The sequence below is a fragment of the Paenibacillus sp. A3 genome, assembly GCF_001399685.1.
Classification (GTDB): Bacteria; Bacillota; Bacilli; order Paenibacillales; family NBRC-103111; genus Paenibacillus_G.
In genome coordinates, this window is record NZ_JTHN01000096.1 from 106,078 (window position 1) to 123,221 (window position 17,144).

At 56.5% G+C, this 17,144-nt stretch carries 18 protein-coding genes and 1 pseudogene; 9 read left to right on the forward strand and 10 right to left on the reverse strand.

Annotated elements, in window-relative coordinates; all coding sequences use genetic code 11:
* The first annotated feature begins 1 nt into the window (after window position 1).
* The gene (gene ilvN / locus QJ48_RS15250; protein ID WP_054974417.1) at window positions 2–505 is read left to right on the forward strand and encodes an acetolactate synthase small subunit; all 504 of its coding nucleotides are present in this window, start codon (window positions 2–4) and stop codon (window positions 503–505) included.
* 182 nt (window positions 506–687) lie between these two features.
* A complete protein-coding gene (locus QJ48_RS15255) occupies window positions 688–1,254 on the forward strand; it encodes a hypothetical protein (protein WP_054974418.1) in 567 nt (188 codons plus the stop codon).
* Window positions 1,255–1,342: 88 nt separating this feature from the next.
* Here QJ48_RS15255 and QJ48_RS15260 read toward each other — a convergent pair whose 3' ends face one another.
* From QJ48_RS15260 to QJ48_RS15275, 4 genes are all read right to left on the reverse strand, one after another.
* Window positions 1,343–1,633 carry an Rpn family recombination-promoting nuclease/putative transposase gene (locus tag QJ48_RS15260; protein ID WP_054974419.1) on the reverse strand — a complete coding sequence of 97 codons (291 nt, stop codon included), beginning with the start codon at window positions 1,631–1,633 and terminating at the stop codon, window positions 1,343–1,345.
* 33 nt (window positions 1,634–1,666) lie between these two features.
* Window positions 1,667–2,140 carry a VanZ family protein gene (locus QJ48_RS15265; protein WP_054974420.1) on the reverse strand — a complete coding sequence of 158 codons (474 nt, stop codon included), beginning with the start codon at window positions 2,138–2,140 and terminating at the stop codon, window positions 1,667–1,669.
* A gap of 8 nt (window positions 2,141–2,148) precedes the next feature.
* Window positions 2,149–3,120: a hypothetical protein gene (locus QJ48_RS15270; protein WP_054974421.1), complete on the reverse strand. Its 972-nt coding sequence runs from the start codon at window positions 3,118–3,120 to the stop codon at window positions 2,149–2,151.
* 589 nt (window positions 3,121–3,709) lie between these two features.
* Window positions 3,710–4,075 carry a hypothetical protein gene (locus QJ48_RS15275; protein ID WP_157261639.1) on the reverse strand — a complete coding sequence of 122 codons (366 nt, stop codon included), beginning with the start codon at window positions 4,073–4,075 and terminating at the stop codon, window positions 3,710–3,712.
* Between QJ48_RS15275 and QJ48_RS15280 the strand changes: the two genes are divergently transcribed.
* On the forward strand, window positions 4,065–5,348 hold the full coding sequence (locus QJ48_RS15280; RefSeq protein ID WP_054974423.1) for an NCS2 family permease: 1,284 nt from the start codon (window positions 4,065–4,067) through the stop codon (window positions 5,346–5,348). The two genes, QJ48_RS15275 and QJ48_RS15280, sit on opposite strands and share 11 nt — an antisense overlap.
* 4 nt (window positions 5,349–5,352) lie before the next feature.
* On the opposite strand, the gene QJ48_RS15285 is transcribed toward QJ48_RS15280, so the two are convergent.
* From QJ48_RS15285 to QJ48_RS15310, 6 genes are all read right to left on the reverse strand, one after another.
* Window positions 5,353–6,246 (reverse strand): ATP-grasp domain-containing protein, encoded by an 894-nt coding sequence (locus tag QJ48_RS15285; RefSeq protein ID WP_054974424.1) that lies wholly within the window; start codon window positions 6,244–6,246, stop codon window positions 5,353–5,355.
* 87 nt (window positions 6,247–6,333) lie between these two features.
* The gene (locus tag QJ48_RS15290; protein WP_054974425.1) at window positions 6,334–7,101 is read right to left on the reverse strand and encodes a GNAT family N-acetyltransferase; all 768 of its coding nucleotides are present in this window, start codon (window positions 7,099–7,101) and stop codon (window positions 6,334–6,336) included.
* A gap of 27 nt (window positions 7,102–7,128) precedes the next feature.
* Complete coding sequence (locus QJ48_RS15295; RefSeq protein ID WP_054974426.1) at window positions 7,129–7,770, reverse strand: histidine phosphatase family protein; 642 nt, start codon at window positions 7,768–7,770, stop codon at window positions 7,129–7,131.
* Window positions 7,771–7,780: 10 nt separating this feature from the next.
* Window positions 7,781–8,149, reverse strand: a complete 369-nt coding sequence (locus QJ48_RS15300; protein ID WP_157261640.1) for a hypothetical protein — start codon at window positions 8,147–8,149, stop codon at window positions 7,781–7,783.
* 108 nt (window positions 8,150–8,257) lie between these two features.
* On the reverse strand, window positions 8,258–8,773 hold the full coding sequence (locus tag QJ48_RS15305; RefSeq protein WP_054974428.1) for a GNAT family N-acetyltransferase: 516 nt from the start codon (window positions 8,771–8,773) through the stop codon (window positions 8,258–8,260).
* A gap of 5 nt (window positions 8,774–8,778) precedes the next feature.
* Window positions 8,779–9,210 (reverse strand): GNAT family N-acetyltransferase, encoded by a 432-nt coding sequence (locus QJ48_RS15310; RefSeq protein WP_054974429.1) that lies wholly within the window; start codon window positions 9,208–9,210, stop codon window positions 8,779–8,781.
* A gap of 326 nt (window positions 9,211–9,536) precedes the next feature.
* Between QJ48_RS15310 and QJ48_RS15315 the strand changes: the two genes are divergently transcribed.
* From QJ48_RS15315 to QJ48_RS15340, 6 genes and pseudogenes are all read left to right on the forward strand, one after another.
* Window positions 9,537–10,538, forward strand: coding sequence for a PHP domain-containing protein (locus tag QJ48_RS15315; protein WP_054974430.1), 1,002 nt, complete (start codon window positions 9,537–9,539; stop codon window positions 10,536–10,538).
* Between the two features lie 12 nt (window positions 10,539–10,550).
* A complete protein-coding gene (locus tag QJ48_RS15320) occupies window positions 10,551–11,324 on the forward strand; it encodes an MgtC/SapB family protein (RefSeq protein ID WP_054974431.1) in 774 nt (257 codons plus the stop codon).
* Window positions 11,325–11,436: 112 nt separating this feature from the next.
* A complete protein-coding gene (locus QJ48_RS15325) occupies window positions 11,437–12,366 on the forward strand; it encodes a metallophosphoesterase family protein (protein ID WP_054974432.1) in 930 nt (309 codons plus the stop codon).
* Window positions 12,367–12,770: 404 nt separating this feature from the next.
* Window positions 12,771–15,044, forward strand: coding sequence for an AraC family transcriptional regulator (locus QJ48_RS15330; protein ID WP_054974433.1), 2,274 nt, complete (start codon window positions 12,771–12,773; stop codon window positions 15,042–15,044).
* Window positions 15,041–16,567, forward strand: coding sequence for an extracellular solute-binding protein (locus QJ48_RS15335; RefSeq protein WP_054974434.1), 1,527 nt, complete (start codon window positions 15,041–15,043; stop codon window positions 16,565–16,567). Before QJ48_RS15330 ends, QJ48_RS15335 begins: the two co-directional genes overlap by 4 nt.
* Window positions 16,568–16,961: 394 nt before the next feature.
* Window positions 16,962–17,144: pseudogene (locus tag QJ48_RS15340) on the forward strand (ABC transporter substrate-binding protein); the annotation flags it as partial.

Genomic DNA, 17,144 nt, shown 5'->3' on the forward strand with positions numbered 1-17,144 from the left:
CATGCAAAAGCACACGATTTCCATCCTCGTCAACAACCACCCCGGGGTGCTGCAGCGTATTTGCGGGCTGTTCGGGCGCCGAGGCTACAACATCGACAGCATCTCCGTCGGCACCGCCGAAAAAGAAGGGCTGTCCCGGGTCGTCGTTACGCTGAAGGGAAACGACACGACGCTGGAACAAATCGGCCGCCAATTGGATAAGCTCATCGATGTGATCGGCATCGTCCATGTCAGCCGCTATCCGATGGTTTCAAGGGAGCTGATGCTGGTGAAGCTGCGTGTGGAGCCCGCCACCCGGCCGGAAATTTTCGGCATCGTCGAGACGTTCCGATGCTCGGTCATTGACATCGGTACGAACTCGGTCGTTGTTCAGGTCGTCGGAGATACGGACAAAAACAACGCGTTCCTGCACGTCCTGAAGCCGTACGGCATTCTGGAGCTGACCCGCACGGGGGAGACGGCCATGAACCGTGGCGAAGGCCAAGCGGGTATCGCTTCCTTTTAACGAAACTTCCCCTTTTCTTTCCAGCTTGGTTTGAGGGATAATGGATCTTGGCAAAGGGCTGTTCGTGAAAGCTGTCTCACCGCTATCCGTCGAGCGGCCGTTCCAGTATCCGCAGATTGGGCAAGCATGAACGCTTGGGAGCACTCTTTTGTACAACACGATCAAGAGATGGAGAGAAGTTTATGGAGGAAGCGGGTCGGTTAGCAACACTTATCAAGATTTATACAGATAAAATGGGGCATGCCGCAGATTACAATGAGGCGCATAAGCTGCTTTACGAGCTGATAGATCGAGTGGGCGAATTGGATCCAGCGGAAGTTCAGAAAGAAATCATTGCCTACATTTCAGAAAATCTGGTCACGAAAGCATGGGTGCATGCTCACTATTGGATCGGGTCGGTGCTGAACCATCCGTCTCCCGCTTATATCGATTATTTGCTGCGAATCTTGGATGAAGAGGATGCCAACGCTCCCCATTATTGGGCATTGGACGCCATCGAATATATGCCTGAAGAGATTACGGAGTTAGCCATACCGGGGCTGAAACAACGTATAGAACCGATGAATCCGTCTTGGTGCCATGCGGTGATCGAGAAATATTTTGAAACGATTGTATGGAACGACGAGGGCGCAGAAGAGTTCATCTCACCTTTCGTCGATTCGCCGAACGAAATGGTGGCGTTTCGGGCGAAATATTGGATGGAAACGTTCGAAGTCGAGAGGGAAGAGGATGCGGAGGATGAAGATTAAACGGGGCTGCAACAGCGGGGGTTTCAGGAAAAAACACGTCCTTTTGAACGTGTTTTCCTGAACGACAGATGAAATTTTCGCAAGGCGACTAGTGAAGCTGCTCTTTTAGTTTTTTGACTTCGCTTTCGGGCAATCCCGTCGCTTTGGCGATTTTGGTCACATCCATGCCCATTTCCAGCAAATTTTTGGCGACTTCAATTTCTTTTTCCCGTTTTCCTTCGAGCTTGCCTTCGCGCTTGCCTTCTTCTTTGGCTCCATCGATCATGGACGCTTCGTCGTGCAGCGCTTTTTGCCGCATTTCATACAATCGGCGGGCTTCTTCATTCTGGCTCAGAAACTCCAGCGTATCCATCGCTTTTTGCAGTGTCGGTTCATTCATGGCGATGACCTCCATATTTTTTTAACATACCTCTCACACCATGGAAATACCGGACGATCCTTTGTGGCGTCTCCTGCCAAAGACAATCCTATACAACATATACCCGAGAGAAGCGCCTGCGTAGTTAAGAATGACGTCGTCGATATCGCCGGAACCGACACGCAGTACCGTCTGCAGAAGCTCGACAACGATCAGCGGAACGATGAAGCCGAGCGAAAAGCCAAGAAACGTGCGGCAGCTGCGGAACAAGAGCGGCAGCAAAATTCCGTAAGGAACGAACATTCCGATGTTGCCGCCGAGATTGATGAGCACAATGGAAAATGCATAGGAGTCAAAATAAATGAAATAATTGCCGATTGTGCGAAAAGGATGCAGGTTGTAACGGAGCTCGTCCGCATGAACGGATCGCCCGAACCCGACAAACATCATGTACAGCATGCAGGACGTATACAAGATGAATACGGCGGCGGCCCATAGATTGCGAGCACCTTTCTTTTTTCTCCTCATAAGGTTCGTTAGCGCACCCGGCCTTCTTCGCAAAGACCGATCAATTGCTCCGCTTGTTTCAGCAAGGTATGCATTTGCTCCTCCGAATACGTTCGGAAGCCGAGCGTGACAAGGTGCGTCTGAATCGCTTCCGGCAGCTGCCGGACATGCTGTTCGAACGTTTGGCCGTCCGCGAGGGCCAGATAACACCAGAAGGCCTCGGCATAAAGCTGCCAAGCGAGATTATCCGGGTCGCCCGTTTCACGATAACGCGCCGCCTTGCGGGCCGCGAGCTCGTCTTGAACGGATTGCAGCGCAAAGGCATCCGCATCGCTGCTCCGCTCGCGCAAGTAAGCGCGGTACGCCTGAAGCGACGCGAGCAGTTTATCGGGATCGATGCTGTCTGCACCGAACCGAATCTCCCGATAGGCCGGGTACAGGTCCAGCTGTCTCATGATCGGCAGCAATCCTCCGGTCGACATCGCGCCATGGACAAAGTAAGCATAGGCTTGTGCCGCATCCGCCCAAACGGCATCGGCAGCGAAGCTGGCCGTCATCCGTTCTTGGGTGTCGAGACTTTCCTGAAGCCACGCCCGATGTTCGGTTATCGCGGCTTTGGCCTGCGACAGCATCTTTTCCCGGCCTTGCGGCGATTGAAAATATGCCAAAGCATCGGCGATCAAAGCTTGCAGCAGTCCCGAAGGGTCTGAAACGATCCGGGCCTCCTCCAGAAAGCGGAAATCCCAAGGGGAATCAATAATTTGTTCCATCTGCGGCAGCGGGTGAACATGAAGCTGAATGACGTGTTCCTGAAATAGCACATTGGCGCTGTAATGCGGCTGTTCTTGGTTCGACGTATAGACATTTAAGTCCAAGTCACTGAACCGGTCCGCTTCGCCGCGTCCCACAGAGCCGCCTGCCAATGCGCCAACCTGCTGCGCGATCGGCTGCTGCTGCGCAAATTGCTGAGCCAGATCGACATAAAACGAAGTATAATTCAATGACGTGACCTCCCGAAAAATAAAAGTAGTGGCTTTCTAATACAGACGGTTCGTTTTAACAAGAAGTTCCAGTTTGTTGCTTAAATCCATCCATCGGGTCCGACTATGTGCGAGAGATTGCTTCTAAGGGCGATTCCCAGCTCATAAGCATGACGAACCGGCAGCCTTTCGTTTGTTTCGGCATCGTAAACATTTCCGCAGCTGCGGCATTGTTTCAGTACAATCTGCCTGCACTCTTCAATATAATAAAACATGGCCCCCTGGCACGACTCGCCGGTACGATTGTATATCCCAGTAATAAAAACGGTAATTGACAACGAGCTGCCCATCGTTACGATAAATTAGCCGCAGGGCCGACATTGCGGCTCTTCACAAACTCATTATAAAATTGGACCAGCGTAGTCTTAACATCCTTATTCTTAGCGGCATCCGGGTTCTCGGTTATCATCAGGTACAGGTAGTATCCTCCGGCAGCCAATAGGAGAAGGATGATCAAGATGCTTAATTATTCATTCGGCGCCTTGATCTTTCTTCTTCTAAAATCGTAGTCGGTCTCCATCATCCCCGCAGCCTCCCCCAAAAAAGATCTTTACAAAATCATCCGCCCGAAAAAGAGAAGGGCCAAGCTGAGCATCGCCAAATTCGCCAACTGTCCCACAGAAATTAGTAATAAGATAACTACGAACAGGTTAACAATAAAGCAGATCACATAAAGAGAGACGCGGAGGCTGAACTTATGCTTCTGTCGTCCTTGGCGGGGCAAGGCGTCAAAAGCCGCATGAAAAGCCGCATGAAAAGCCGCATGAAAAGCGTCCGTATCTTTGGCAGGAATCCACGGTTCGCTGGTCGTTGCCCTTACGTTTTCATTGCCGTGATCATCCTTTGGCATTTTAGGTGTGGAACTAATGATAGAGGGCGCGGGTTGTCGCTCGGGAGGGTGCCGCATGCTAACCAAACGGTTTCTTCTGCAACAGCACGGTACGACCGTTCGCACGGAAATGACCGCGGGCGTCGTTTCGTTTGTTACAGTTGTTTATATTGTGGCCGTCAACGCATCGATTCTGGCGGATGCAGGCATTCCGTACGAGGCGGGGGTGATCGCGACAGCGCTTGCGGCATGTTTCGGGTCGCTGCTCGTCGGTCTCTGGGCGAATAGTCCGCTGGTCATCGTGCCGGGAATGGGCATTAACGCGCTGTTCTCGTACACCGCCGTCCAAGGAATGCGGCTGCCGTGGCCGGAGGCGCTTGCGGCCGTCTTCATATCCGGCTTGATCGTCTCGGGGCTTGCCTTTACGCCTCTGATGAAGCAGCTTGCCGCCACGATCCCCGACTCGCTCAAGCATGCGATCGGTGCGGGCGTCGGCTTATTTTTGGCTTTCATCGGACTGCAAAAAGGGGGCATCGTCGTCCCAAGCAGTTCGTCGATCGTTTCGCTCGGCGATTTCGGCAGTGCGCACACGCTGCTGACACTTGCCACGCTGGCCGTGACCTTGGCTTTGTACGTCCGCGGCGTCCCGGGAAACCTGCTGATCGGGATCGCCGCCGGTACCGGCTTGGCGGCCATAACCGGACAGCTCGATTGGGACGGTGTGGGGACGGGATTATCGCTCGCGGCTTACGGCTCTGTGTTCGGGGCGATGTCGTTCTCCGGGCTGCCGTCCGTCGTATTCTGGACCGCGGTGTTCTCGTTTGCGCTTGTCGTGCTGTTCGAGAACATCGGGCTCATCGACGCCCAGCTTCGGCTCATCGGGCAGCCGGAGAAGGCAGCCCGCAGCCTTCAGGCGGGAGCCGTATCCGTAGCCGCTTCCGGCGTTCTGGGCACGAGTCCGACGGTCACGGCGGTAGAGAGCGCTGCAGGCATCTCTGCCGGCGGACGGACCGGCTTAACGGCCGTAACGGCCGGAGCGCTCTTCGCCTGCGCGGTGCCGCTCGGTCCGGTCATGCGGCTGATTCCCGATTCGGCCATTGCGCCGGTGCTGATTCTGATCGGCGGATTGATGCTCCGAGGCGTGAAAGATATTCCGTTCGACGATTTGTCGGAATGGCTGCCTGCCTTTCTGATCGTAGCCGGAATTCCGCTCACCTCCAGCATCGTGGACGGCATGGGGCTCGGCTTCGTTGCTTTCCCGATCCTGAAGCTCGCGGCGGGCAAACGGCGGGAAATTTCCCCGGTGTTCACCGTGATCGCCGCTTTATTCGTCTTGAACTTCGCCCTGCCGTTGATCTGACCTCTCAGTCCAGAAACGACCGGTAAAAAGCCTCCGCATCCGTCATATCCTGAAGACCGGATACTTGGCCGTCGCCGACCTCGATGATCAACCATTCGCCCGCGGTCGTTTTTGCGATGTCCATGGTAAAGAAGCTGCTGCGAATCCGCTGCGCGATCGCAATAAACACGCTTAGATCCGGCCGTTCCCCGTCGTAGGCGGCTTCCTCCCAATAATTTTGCGCCGCGATCAGCCGGTGCCGGTAGAAGAAAAGATGGTATTCCTTCGATAGGGGCATGCCGCTTTTTTCATGCGCTCCCAGCTTTTCGAGCTCGACATATTCTCGAAACACGATTCCGCCGTTCAGCCCGTCGCCCTGCCGCTCGATGAAGGTCCGCAGCACCTTCTCCACCTGCCGCCGGTCGGACGCATCGGGAATAAAGCAGGCTTCCTCCCATTCATGCTTCCGCGATTTGACGTAATCCTTCAGAAGAAGCGGCCGGCTGCCGAACGAAGCCAGCATTTCATGGACGCGGTTGATGTCCGAGTGGACCGCAGCGATGTCCAGCCAGCGGCTCTCGGGGGTATGCTCTTGAATGAAGCTGTAGCTATGGGGAAAATGATGGCAGAGCACGTACTGTTCCGGCGTATTGACCAGATGGATGTTTTTTTGCCGCAGAGCCATGTACAGCTGCTCGTAATGCGCAGGCTTCATCATCCATCCGCGGTAAATCGCAGGCTCAGCCGTGTCCGCTTTCCGGACCCGTCGGACGGCGCGGGCCGCCTGTCCGTCCAGCAAGTCTTCGAGCGAGATCAGCTCGACGGGGAGCCCTAGTCCTGCGGCCGTGCGGTACTCAAGCTCGTAGTCGGCATCCGCCGTTTTCGGATCCAGAGGATCGCTGCAAAATATAATGTTCACGTTAACTCACTCCCTCGGCTTCCAAATCCGGTTTTGGATCGGCCGTTTTCCGCGGGCGACGGCCCCGGATAAAACCGTACCCGCCTTCTAGCCCCGCGTCTCCCCGAGCGTGTTCCACAGCTTATCGAATTTGGCTTTCGTCAAAATCTCGTGCGTGACAAACCGTCCGTTATAAAATGCGCTGTATGTCGTGAAGGCGGACGGGGCGTTTTGCGCCTGCTCCTTGGTCGTGAGCTTCACGCGCTTCACCGGGATTCCGTATGCCTGTTCAATGGCATCGAGCTCTTCGCCGGTATAATGATCGGTAAAAGGGCATTGATCCGTGTACAGCACGACCAGACCTTCACTGTCCGCAACGGTCTGCTGCTTGGCGCTTTCCTTGAACCGGGGAAGCGGGGCGTCCGGATCGAACCGCTTGACGAGCAGTTCGAAATAGGGAGGGGCGGTATCGCATACCTCGAACCCGTGTTTCACGTAGTAAGACTTCTCCGAGAGGTAAGGCCGCTTCTTATGGCTTGATACCGCAACAATGCCTGCTTTGCTTTCCGAATCCCGGATACATTCCTGTAAAAGCTGCGCTCCATATCCTTGTCCCTTATAGCTTCCGGACACCCAGAAGCAGTTGATGAACGTATAGTCCGGCGCATCGATCGGCACCCAAGCGTTCTCGGCAGGCAAGTATTCGATGAACACTTTTCCTTTGGCATCCAGCTTTTTAAAAACAAGCCCTTCTTGAAAACGGCACGCCAGCCACTCTTTCTTCAGGCTGACGCCGTGCTGGGCTTTCTTGTCCGACATGGCGCAGCAGATGTGCTCCCGAGCGATATTATCTGAGGTAACTTGTACGATGCTCATTTCCAGACCTCCCGGATCATGCGTCATTTATCCTTCCGCAGGCTGAAGCGATTCCTGATAATGGCTGATGTCGCCGTGCAGCTTGATGTCCGGCTTGCCGTCCTCAGTAAACTCGATCTTACATAGGCAGGCCGGATGTATGTACGGAAGCTCCCATAATTGCTCGATCGGTCTTTGTTCGAAAGCGGCCATCAGCAATTTGACCACGACCGTATGGGTGACGATCAGCACGGCTTGTCCGGCATGGTCGCGCAGAATGTGGCGGAGCTTGCCGAGGGCGCGCCGCTCCACCTCCGCGAACGTCTCCGCTTGAGCGGCGCGGAAGCGGTCCGGCTGACGCCAGAAGTGCTCGTAAGCCTCCGGGCAGCGCTCGGCAATTTCGGCAGCGACCTGTCCTTCCCATTCGCCCAGGTTGATTTCCTTCATTTCGTCGCATTCCGTCATGGCAATGGGCCGGCTGCCGCGGATCAGCTCGGCAGTCTTGACGGCCCGGGGACTGGAGCTGCTGTAGATCCAATCGAGCGGCTGCTCCAACAGCGTTTCGCCAAGCCAACGGGCCTGCTTCAAGCCAAGCTCCGTCAGCGGAGAATCCTGATGACCTTGAAACCGGTGCTGTACGTTCCATTCCGTCTGTCCGTGCCGGACTAAATATACGATTGTTTTGTTCATCCGAAGCCTCCTAACTGATCCAATGATCTGTAGTTTTGACGATTTCCCAGCCATTCTTCGTTTTCTGCCAAGTGGCTGTCATTCCCGCGGCGCCTAACGGAGAGCGGTATTTTCCGCCGGTGACCGTCACGCTTTCCGGTGAATGAATTTCCAGTTTCTCGATATTGAGCAGGATACCGTAGAGGCTGTTCGTTTTCGGGTCCAGCTTGTTTTTCTCCTTTAATTGAGGATAGGAGTCGAACAGGATCTCCGCGCCGTATTTCGTATGAAAATGATCGATAAGTTCGTTCCGCTCGTCCTCGGACAGCTTCCAGTCCGTCATCTGCCAATCCAGAGAAATAAACTGCATCTTGGAGTCCAGGCTTGGCTCCAGAGCCATCAACTTTTCAAACGCATGGGTTAATAAGGGAACCTTATACGGAAAATGATCCGGCGCGGCCTGGCTGGCTCGCGCGGGCTGAGAAGAAGCAGGAGATGCTTCATGGCGCTATAGCTCGACCTCCTTGTAGTAAAACACGGTATCGTCCAGGCTGCCATCTGCGGAGCGGGCATAGCGGGGAATGCGTCCAGCCTCCACATACTCGAGCGACCGGTACAGCAGGTTGGACGGATCGCCTGCGCGCGTATCGAGCACAAGCAGCGTTCGCTTTTCGGTGCGGGCCCGTTCCTCGGCCGCCAGCATCAGAGCGCGGGCGATGCCGTGTCTGCGGCTGCGGGTATGGACCATCAGCTTGGCGATTTCCGCCCGGTGGGCGGCATTCTTTTTTTGCGCGAGCTGGAGCTGTACGGTGCCGACAATCGCCCGATCGAGTTTGGCCGCCCACAGGACGACGCCCGGCTCCAGCGCGCTTTTCCAATAATTCATGGCTTCTTCCTTGCTTAACGGGGGCAAAAAGCCGACCGAAGCGCCGCTCTCCACGGCATCAATCAGCAGCTCGGCCAACTGCTCCAACGATTCCGGCTCGTACGCCCGGATTTCGACGATTTCAACGGAACGGCTCATGCTTCCTATTCCTCCTCCGGCTCAACCGCATAGGTGCAGCGAAACCGCTCCGCACCCGGATATTGTTCGCCCAGGCTGACAATCTCGAATCCGATGTTCCGGTAAAAATCGACCGCATCCTCATCCGTTTCCGCGACGATTTCCGCGGGGTTTTTGAGGTGGATCAGCTCCAAAATTTGGCCCCGGCCATAGCCTTGTCCCCGATAGTCCGGCTGGACCGCAATGTGCCGCAGCTCCATGACGCGCCCGGAATCGATCCGGAAGCCGACGAGGCCGATCAGCTTTCCGTCTTTTTCGTAGCCGTACATTTCAAGCTCTTCGCCGCGCTTGTAGTCGTTTATGGTTTGCTCCAGCCGAACCGGGTCGGGAAAAATGGAGTATTCGAGAAGCTCCGCGACTTCGGGCTGGTCCAATCTGGATTTGATATCGATTAGCAAGGGGATCGCTCCTTTGGGTGTTTTACTATTTATAATCATGATGATAAATCCCATTAACCGTCTTATCGGCTTTGGCAGAAAAACTTCTTATTTATTCAGTATAAAGGATTTGAAAAGTTTTTCCAAAGCCATCAATGACCGTCCTGCCAAAATTCATTGTCAACGCCCGATTCATTTTGTGATTGACGGATAATGAAGAAAGGACTACAATAATCAACAAGAAACCACAACAATAAATTCGTATAATCAACAATCAACAAAAAAGTGATGATCAATCGTTAATTTCGTGAGTGTTTTCTAAATCGACGGAGTGAGGAGGAAGCGGGATGAAGCTGGATTTTCATTTTCACCTGGAGGAAGGGCCGTACTCGACCGGCTGGCTGCAGCGGACGGCACGGGCGTTGGAGAACGTGCATCGGGAGAGCGGGCGGCTGGGTGAGCGGCCGCATTCGCTCGAATGGATGAACAAGCTGGGAGAGCTGCTTCAGCAGCGGCTTGCGGCGGGCTGTTTCAGCGACGAATGGCTCGCGTTCTATTTCGAGCAGGGGCGGCAGCGAGGGATCGAGCGGTTCGGGATGGTGGACCATCTGTACCGGTTTACCGAGTTCCGGCCGTACTACGAACGGCACATGATCGTGGACGATACGCCGCTTGGCCGGCTGCAGCAGTACTGGCTGGACCGTGTCTGCGTAAGCTCCATCGAGCCGTATCTTCAGGCGGTGCGCCGGGCGAAGGACGCGGGCGTGCCCGTATCGCTCGGGGTCGAGGCGGACTTTTTCCCGGGAGGCGAGGCGGAGCTCGGCGAGCTGCTGGCGCGGTACGAGCTGGATTACGTGATCGGGTCCGTCCATTTTCTGGAAGGTTGGGGCTTCGATAACCCGGAGACCCAGGAGCTGTTCAAGGAAAAAGACCTGCTCGCGTTATATCGGCAGTTGTTCGACTACGTGAAAATGGCGGCTTCCAGCGGCTTGTTCGACATTATCGCGCACCTGGACAATCTGAAGGTGTTTAATTACCGGCCGGAGGAGAAGCTGCTGGTGCCGATGTACGAAGATGTGGCCCGTGCGCTTAAGCAAGCTGATGTGGCGACCGAGATCAATACCGGACTCGCTTACCGGTACCCGGTCAAGGAAGCTTGCCCGAGTCCGGCTTTTCTGGATATTTTGCATAAACACGGCGTTCCGATTACGTTGAGCTCGGACTCCCATTTTCCGGACGACATCGGGACGCAGTTGGATGAAGCGATGGATTTGCTGGCCCGGACCGGGTACAAGGAAATCATCTACGTGCACGAGAAGAAACGGATCGCCGTTCCGCTCGGGCGTTAAGGGGAGGTCCCCATGGAACTGTCGTTGACCCCGGATGTGTGGCATATCGGCTATGCGGAGCTGACGCTTCGCATTATTACGGCGCTGGTGCTGGGCGGTCTGATCGGCTTGGAGCGGGAAATCGGCGGGCATTCGGCCGGATTTCGCACGCATATTCTGGTCTGCATGGGCTCGGCTCTGATTGTGCTGCTGTCAAGCTACGGTTTTTCCGATTTTGCGGTCGAAGCGAACGTGAGGCTGGACCCGGCACGTCTGGCCGCCCAGGTGATCAGCGGCATCGGCTTCCTCGGGGCCGGAACGATTATACGCACGGGACCGACCGTGTCGGGGCTGACGACCGCGGCTTCGCTATGGGTCGTAGCGGCCATCGGCCTTGCGGTCGGCGCCGGTTTTTACTATGGTGCCGTCGTCTCGACGGCTGCAGTCATCGTTAGCTTGTTCCTCTTGAACAAAGTGGAAAAGGCGGCGCTGGCGAAGACGAAGCGCAAGCGCGAGGTGGAGGTCGAGCTCTGGGACGGGGATGGAAATCTCGGCGCGATGCTGAACCGGATCAAGGCTGCGGGAGCTTCCGTCACCGTGCTGCATCTGGAGAGCCGGGCGAAGGAAACGGAGGAAGGCTTCCGCCAAGCCTTAAGCGTACGTATGGCGCTCAAGACGACTGCCGGGCAATACGAGCACGTCGTGCAGGAGTTGATCGTACTTCCGGGTATGGTGAGGGTCGAGACGCCAGGATGGAAGCCTCTCGAACCCGGGGATAAAACGGAAGCGGCAAGGAAGACGGCCTGATTCGGTCCTGCGGGTCCGGCGTCGGCGGAATCGATCTGCGTCAACCACGAAGCAGGCGCTGCTTCCGGCAGATGGTAACGAGATATACAACTAGCGAAGAGGAGCGATTCAAATGCAAGCTTTAACTTTTCGGGAAGACCGGACGTTTACGATTGTGCAGTTCACCGACGTGCATATGAAATCCGGAGGCGACGCGGACCGTCGCACCTTGGAGCTGATGGAGCATATTCTCGAAGCGGAGCGGCCGGATCTGGTCTACTTCACCGGAGACGTCATCGAAGACAAGGAATGCGACGATCCGCTTGGCCGTTTCGACCGGGCGGTTTCTGTCGTCGAGAAGCGGCGCATCCCGTGGGCGGTCGTCTTCGGCAATCACGATACCGAGATGAAAATCACCCGGCAGCAGCTTATGGACAGAGTGTCGGGCTACGAATACGCGTTAGCGTCGGGCGGTCCGTCGGACATTGCCGGAGAAGGCAACTACGTGCTCGAAGTCCGGGATGCGTCCGGCCGTCCGTCCGCCTTGCTGTACGGCTTCGACTCCGGCTGTATGTCCACGCTGCCGCACGTTCAGGGCTACGGCTGGATTTGCCGCGATCAGGTCGATTGGTACGTCCGGCAATCCGCCGCCTATACGTCGGGCAACCGCGGCACGCCGCTGCCGGCTTTGGCGTTCTTCCATATCCCGCTGCCGGAGTATGCGGAGGTGTGGGAGCGCGAGGTGTGCCACGGGCATAAGTACGAGAACGTGTGCTGCCCGAAGATCAATACGGGACTGTTCGCGGCGCTCGTCGAAATGGGCGACGTCATGGGCACGTTCGCCGGACACGACCACGTTAATGATTACTTCGGCACGCTTCACGGCGTCCGCCTGTGCTATGGCCGGGCGACAGGCTACAACACGTACGGCCGGGACGATTTCCCGCGCGGAGCGCGCATCATCCGGCTGCGCGAAGGCGAGCGCGGCTTCGAGAGCTGGCTGCGTCTTGCGGACGGAACGGTCGTGACGGAGCAGCCGGAGCATCGGCCGGGGACGCGCTAAAGGAGCGCGCATCGGAGGGCTGAGATTTTAATCGTACGATATACCGGGCAGGGGACCCCTGCAAAATAAAGCTGCATTTCGGACAGGCGAACGGCTGGAAGAGCACCTCTTCGGCCGCCCGCCTGTTTTCATTTTGGCAGCTATCGAAGACGACATCCGTCCGGCAAAAGTCCGTGTCGGACCGGAGCGGAAGCCTTGAAAATAGCGGTTTTCCGCCATTTGAGAACCGTTTTGGGCAAATGAGAACTGGGCGAATCCGGGAGGCAAATGCTACGATGGGGGCAGGAATTTCCGATACGCCAACTTACCTTATCTCGATCAGTCCAATACGGATGTCCGAAATCGGATGTATAGTATAATGAGGACGGTGACTACTACGACAGACGCGCAAGGAAGGTTGGACGATGCGACATTTATTTTCCAAGAACTACGTTCGGATTTATTTGTGGATCGGAATGATTTTTACGATGATCATTATTCCTTTCTCCATGTTTTTGGCGAACCAGTTCTCGAAATACGCCTACTCGCAAATGGATCTGTTCAACCGCGATACGATGCTGCAAACGGCAAGCCGCACCGAGTTTCTGCTGAACAAGCTCAAAGCGTACGGGCTACATATGTATCAGGACCGTACGGTGCAGGAATGGCTGCAATCGGCCGGCCGCAGTCCGCTGGACGACATGGAAGCGCTCCATGCGCTGACGAACTATATGTCGACCGAGCCGTTTATCAAGCGCGCCTATCTGGTGAATGTCCACAAGGAGCAGGTGATCGATTCGCTCAAGGGGCTCGTTTCGTTCGAGAAATTCGGGGATGCGGCGATGCTGAAGAAGATCCGGGAGGACCGGCCGCTCTTTTTGCAGTTTTTTTATCATGAAACCGGCGGCGAGCCTTATCTCGCGCTCATCGTTCCGTCCACGCCGGCCAGGAAAGACCACCGCGGCTATCTCGTGCTCCTGTTGGATAATAGGGCGCTGCAGGAAAATCTGCTCGGTCTGAACAAGGAGCTCGGCATGGACCTGATGATTGTGGACGGCCAAGGCCGGAATGTGCTGGGCACCACGGAGAACGACGCGGCCATCCTGAACGAGCTGCGCCGCCTGAAGCCGTCGGGTTCGGAGACGCAGGTTATGACCGTGCGCGGCATGCAATTGTTCGTCAATTCCGCACCGCTGGCTTCGCAGAAATGGACGGTGTATTCGTTAACCGAGTTGAAAGCGTTTAAGAGTCAAGCACAAGCGTTCCAGACGAAAATCATCGGCTACTCGCTGCTGCTGCTCGTCCTGCTGCTGCTGGCGGCATTCTGGAATTCCCGCCGGATGGTGAAGCCTTTCCGCAGGTTGGCGGACCAATTGCAGCGCCGTATCGTGCAGGAGTCGCGCCATTCCGCGCTGGCCCTCCCTGCTGCTGGCGACGAGTACAGCATCTTGAAGAGCGGGATCGAGCTGCTGTCCAGCCGGGTCGACGAAATGCATCAATCGCTTCGCGGCCATTCCGGCTTGATCAAGGCGGAATATTTGCGCCAGTGGCTGCTGCAGGGAAGAATGAACCGGACGCTGCGGGAAGGGATTGCCCGGGAATCGGAGCTCCTGGCGTCGGATCTCATCCGTCTCGCTGTCGTCAAAATCGACGCGTACCGGGACGTTGCCGAAACGTACGATTTTGCTTCCCGCCAACTGCTCAAATACGCGATGGGCAACATTGCCGGAGAAATCATCGGCGGTGAGGGCGGCACGCTGGAGACGATCGATCTGGCCGGCGACCACATTGTCTTTTTGATCGGGCTGGATCGGGACGATGCCGAGGTCCGCAAGCTGCTGGAGACGATCAAGGGGCATATTGCCACGTATGTCCGGCTTCAGGCGACCATAGCGGTGAGCGATCTGAAGCATTTGGAGGACGATCTGCGCTCCGTCTACGATTTCATTCTGGAGCTTACGCTGCTCAAGTTCATCAGCGGCGAAGACAAGGTGTATACGGAGGGCGATTACGAAAGCTACGTGCGGCTGCTGCAGCCGTTGTCCGATCCGAAGAGCCTCGACAAGCTGCTTGTCACGGTCAAGTCCGGGAAGAAGGACCAGGTCGTCCTGCTGCTGGAGGAGCTGTTCGGGCAGATGGCGGCAGTCAAATACTCCGAATGCAAGGTAAGGCTGACCGTCATTTTATTTACGATCATGAAGGAATTCGACAAGCTTCGGGCGCTGCAGGGCATGGACGGCATCGACAAACAGCTCGACCGGTTCTCGACGCTGCAGGAAGCGCGCTACTGGCTGGAGGCGGAGCTGTTCGCCGTCATGGACCAGCTGAGCTCCCGCAAAGGGGGCGACCGGAAGGAGAAGCTTGCGGAGGAGATGATGAACTACGTACTTTACCATATTCACGATCCGATGCTGTCCGTTGAAGCGATCGCGGAGCACGTCTCGCTGTCGGCCAAGTATGCCCGCAGCATTTTTCAGGAAGTGCGCGGCGTGTCGCTCTCGAATTACATCCTGAACACAAGGATCGAGAAAGTGAAGGAGCTGCTTGTCGCGACAACCATGTCGGTGGCGGATATCGGGGAGCGTTCGGGATTTTTGACCCGGAGCCATTATTTTACGGCGTTCAAAAAAGCGACGGGACTGACCCCGAACCAATACCGGCTGCACCATACCGAAGGAGAAGGAGGGGAAGCGGAATGAACCGGACGCTGCGATGGGGATGCTTGCTCGCTGCGCTTCTCTTGCCTGCGGGGTGCGGAGGGTCCTCCGCTTCCGATGCACGCCGGACGGCTCCGGCCGCCACGCCTTCTCCGGTGACGCTCCGCATCATGCTCCCGGGCGATCGGGCCGCCGATTACGACCTTGTGCTGCAGGAAGCGCAGCGGCGTCTCGCAGGAACGCTCAACGTGAGGCTCGACATCAAGTTCGTGCCATGGAACGACTTCGGCCGGGTATCCCAGGTGGCGCTGGCTTCGGGCGAGGAGATCGATCTCGTGTTCGACGCGCCGTGGCTGCATTTGAGCGAGATGATCTCCAGCGGGTACTACGAGCCGCTCGACGTGCTGCTGGAGAAGTACGGCGAGACGATCCTTGCCAAGCGGCCACGGCCGATGTGGGAGGCCAACCGGTACGGCGGCAAAATTATGGCGATCCCGCTCGGCGTCTCCTATGCGATGGGCCACTCGTATTTCGTCCGCAAGGACCTTCGCGAGAAGCTTGGCGTGCCGCCGATCCAAAGCTACGAAGAACTGATCCGGTTCGCCTACCTTCTAAAGCAAAAGGAGCCGGGCATCGTGCCGCTGATCGCGGCGGGGAACACGTCGCAGCAGCTCTACAGTCAGGCGGCGTTCCGGCATTACGATGATGTCCAGAACCAGATCCGGCCGACGCAGGCGCTGGGCAGCAGCCTGATGCTGTATTACCAGCGCAATGACGGCAAGGTGCACAATCTGTTTCACGAAAAGGACTCGCCGGTCCGGGACTGGATTCGTGAAGCTCGCCGATTGTATGTGGACGGCGTCATGGATCAGAACGTGCTCGGCATCAAAGATTTTCAAGACCCGGGCTTCTCGGGCGAGGTAGCGGTCTTCCCGGCAGGCTCGTTCTCGGTTGACGAGGGGAATCAGGAAAAGCTGAAGCGGCATGCAGCGGACGGAGAGCTGGAGAGCGTGATCTTTTATCAGGACATTCCGAAGGCGAATTTGTCGAATTTCGCCCAATGGAATTTTATCGCGGTTCCGGTGACCAGCAAGCACAAAGAGGAAGCGATCCAGTTCCTTAATTGGGCCAACGAGAAGGACAACTACGACCTGCTGGCGTACGGACTTCCGGGCGTCCATTGGGAGCCCGTAGGGACGGACCGATATCGGACGCTGAAAAGCGGCTATCAGCAGTTCCCGTACGTCTGGTTGTGGAACCCGGACGACGATCGCATTCCGGCGACCGATGACCGCACGGAGGCGTTGGACTGGTTTATTCGGCGGGCAGAGCATTTTACGCCGGATGTACTGACCGGGTTCCAGTTCGACGGAACCCCGGTACAGAACGAGCTGAACGCGTATACAAGGATTGAAGCGGAGTACTACACGCCGCTGTTTAACGGAGTGCTCGACCCGGAGGAAGCGTGGCCGCGTTTTGAAGCCGAAGCCGGTGCGCTGCTGGAGGCGATCGGGTCGGAGCTGCAGCGCCAGATCGACGCGTTCCTGCGGAACAAGCGGCACTGACCAAGCCGATGCGGGTTGCCTAGGCAATCGGACGGGGCACGGAGCGCCTGTACTGCGGCGGAAACTACTTCGCGACGCGAAGCCACCCTCTCTATGTTCGATACTTCAACATAGAGGGGGGAGCCACGGCCGTCCGGCACCCTGTGCGGCAAATCCGTGCATGGGGGCAGACGGAGTATTGTCCCGAAGTGTGTCCTTTTGTGGAGGATTATTCCGTTTTTATATTAATTGTAGGAGGTGGTTTTCATTTAGTCTTGTCCGATGAGCGGAAGGAGACAGGGCACGCGACTATTTATCATGTACCCGCCTGAAGCGGAAGCCCGGATGCTCCGGCTCACCGTGAGGGGAGAGAAGGCGGCAACATCGTAAACACACTATCGAAAGGGTGGCTGACATGAAACGGAATACAACGCATAAAACGATGACGGCGCTGCTGGCGACCATGCTGGCGGCGGCAGGACTTAGCGGATGTGCCGGGGGCAAGGACGCGGGCGGAACGGGGTCCGGGTCCGGGGGTGCCTCCGGCGACGGGAAGGCGAAAGGCAAAGTGACGGTTCAGCTTTGGAACCATTACACC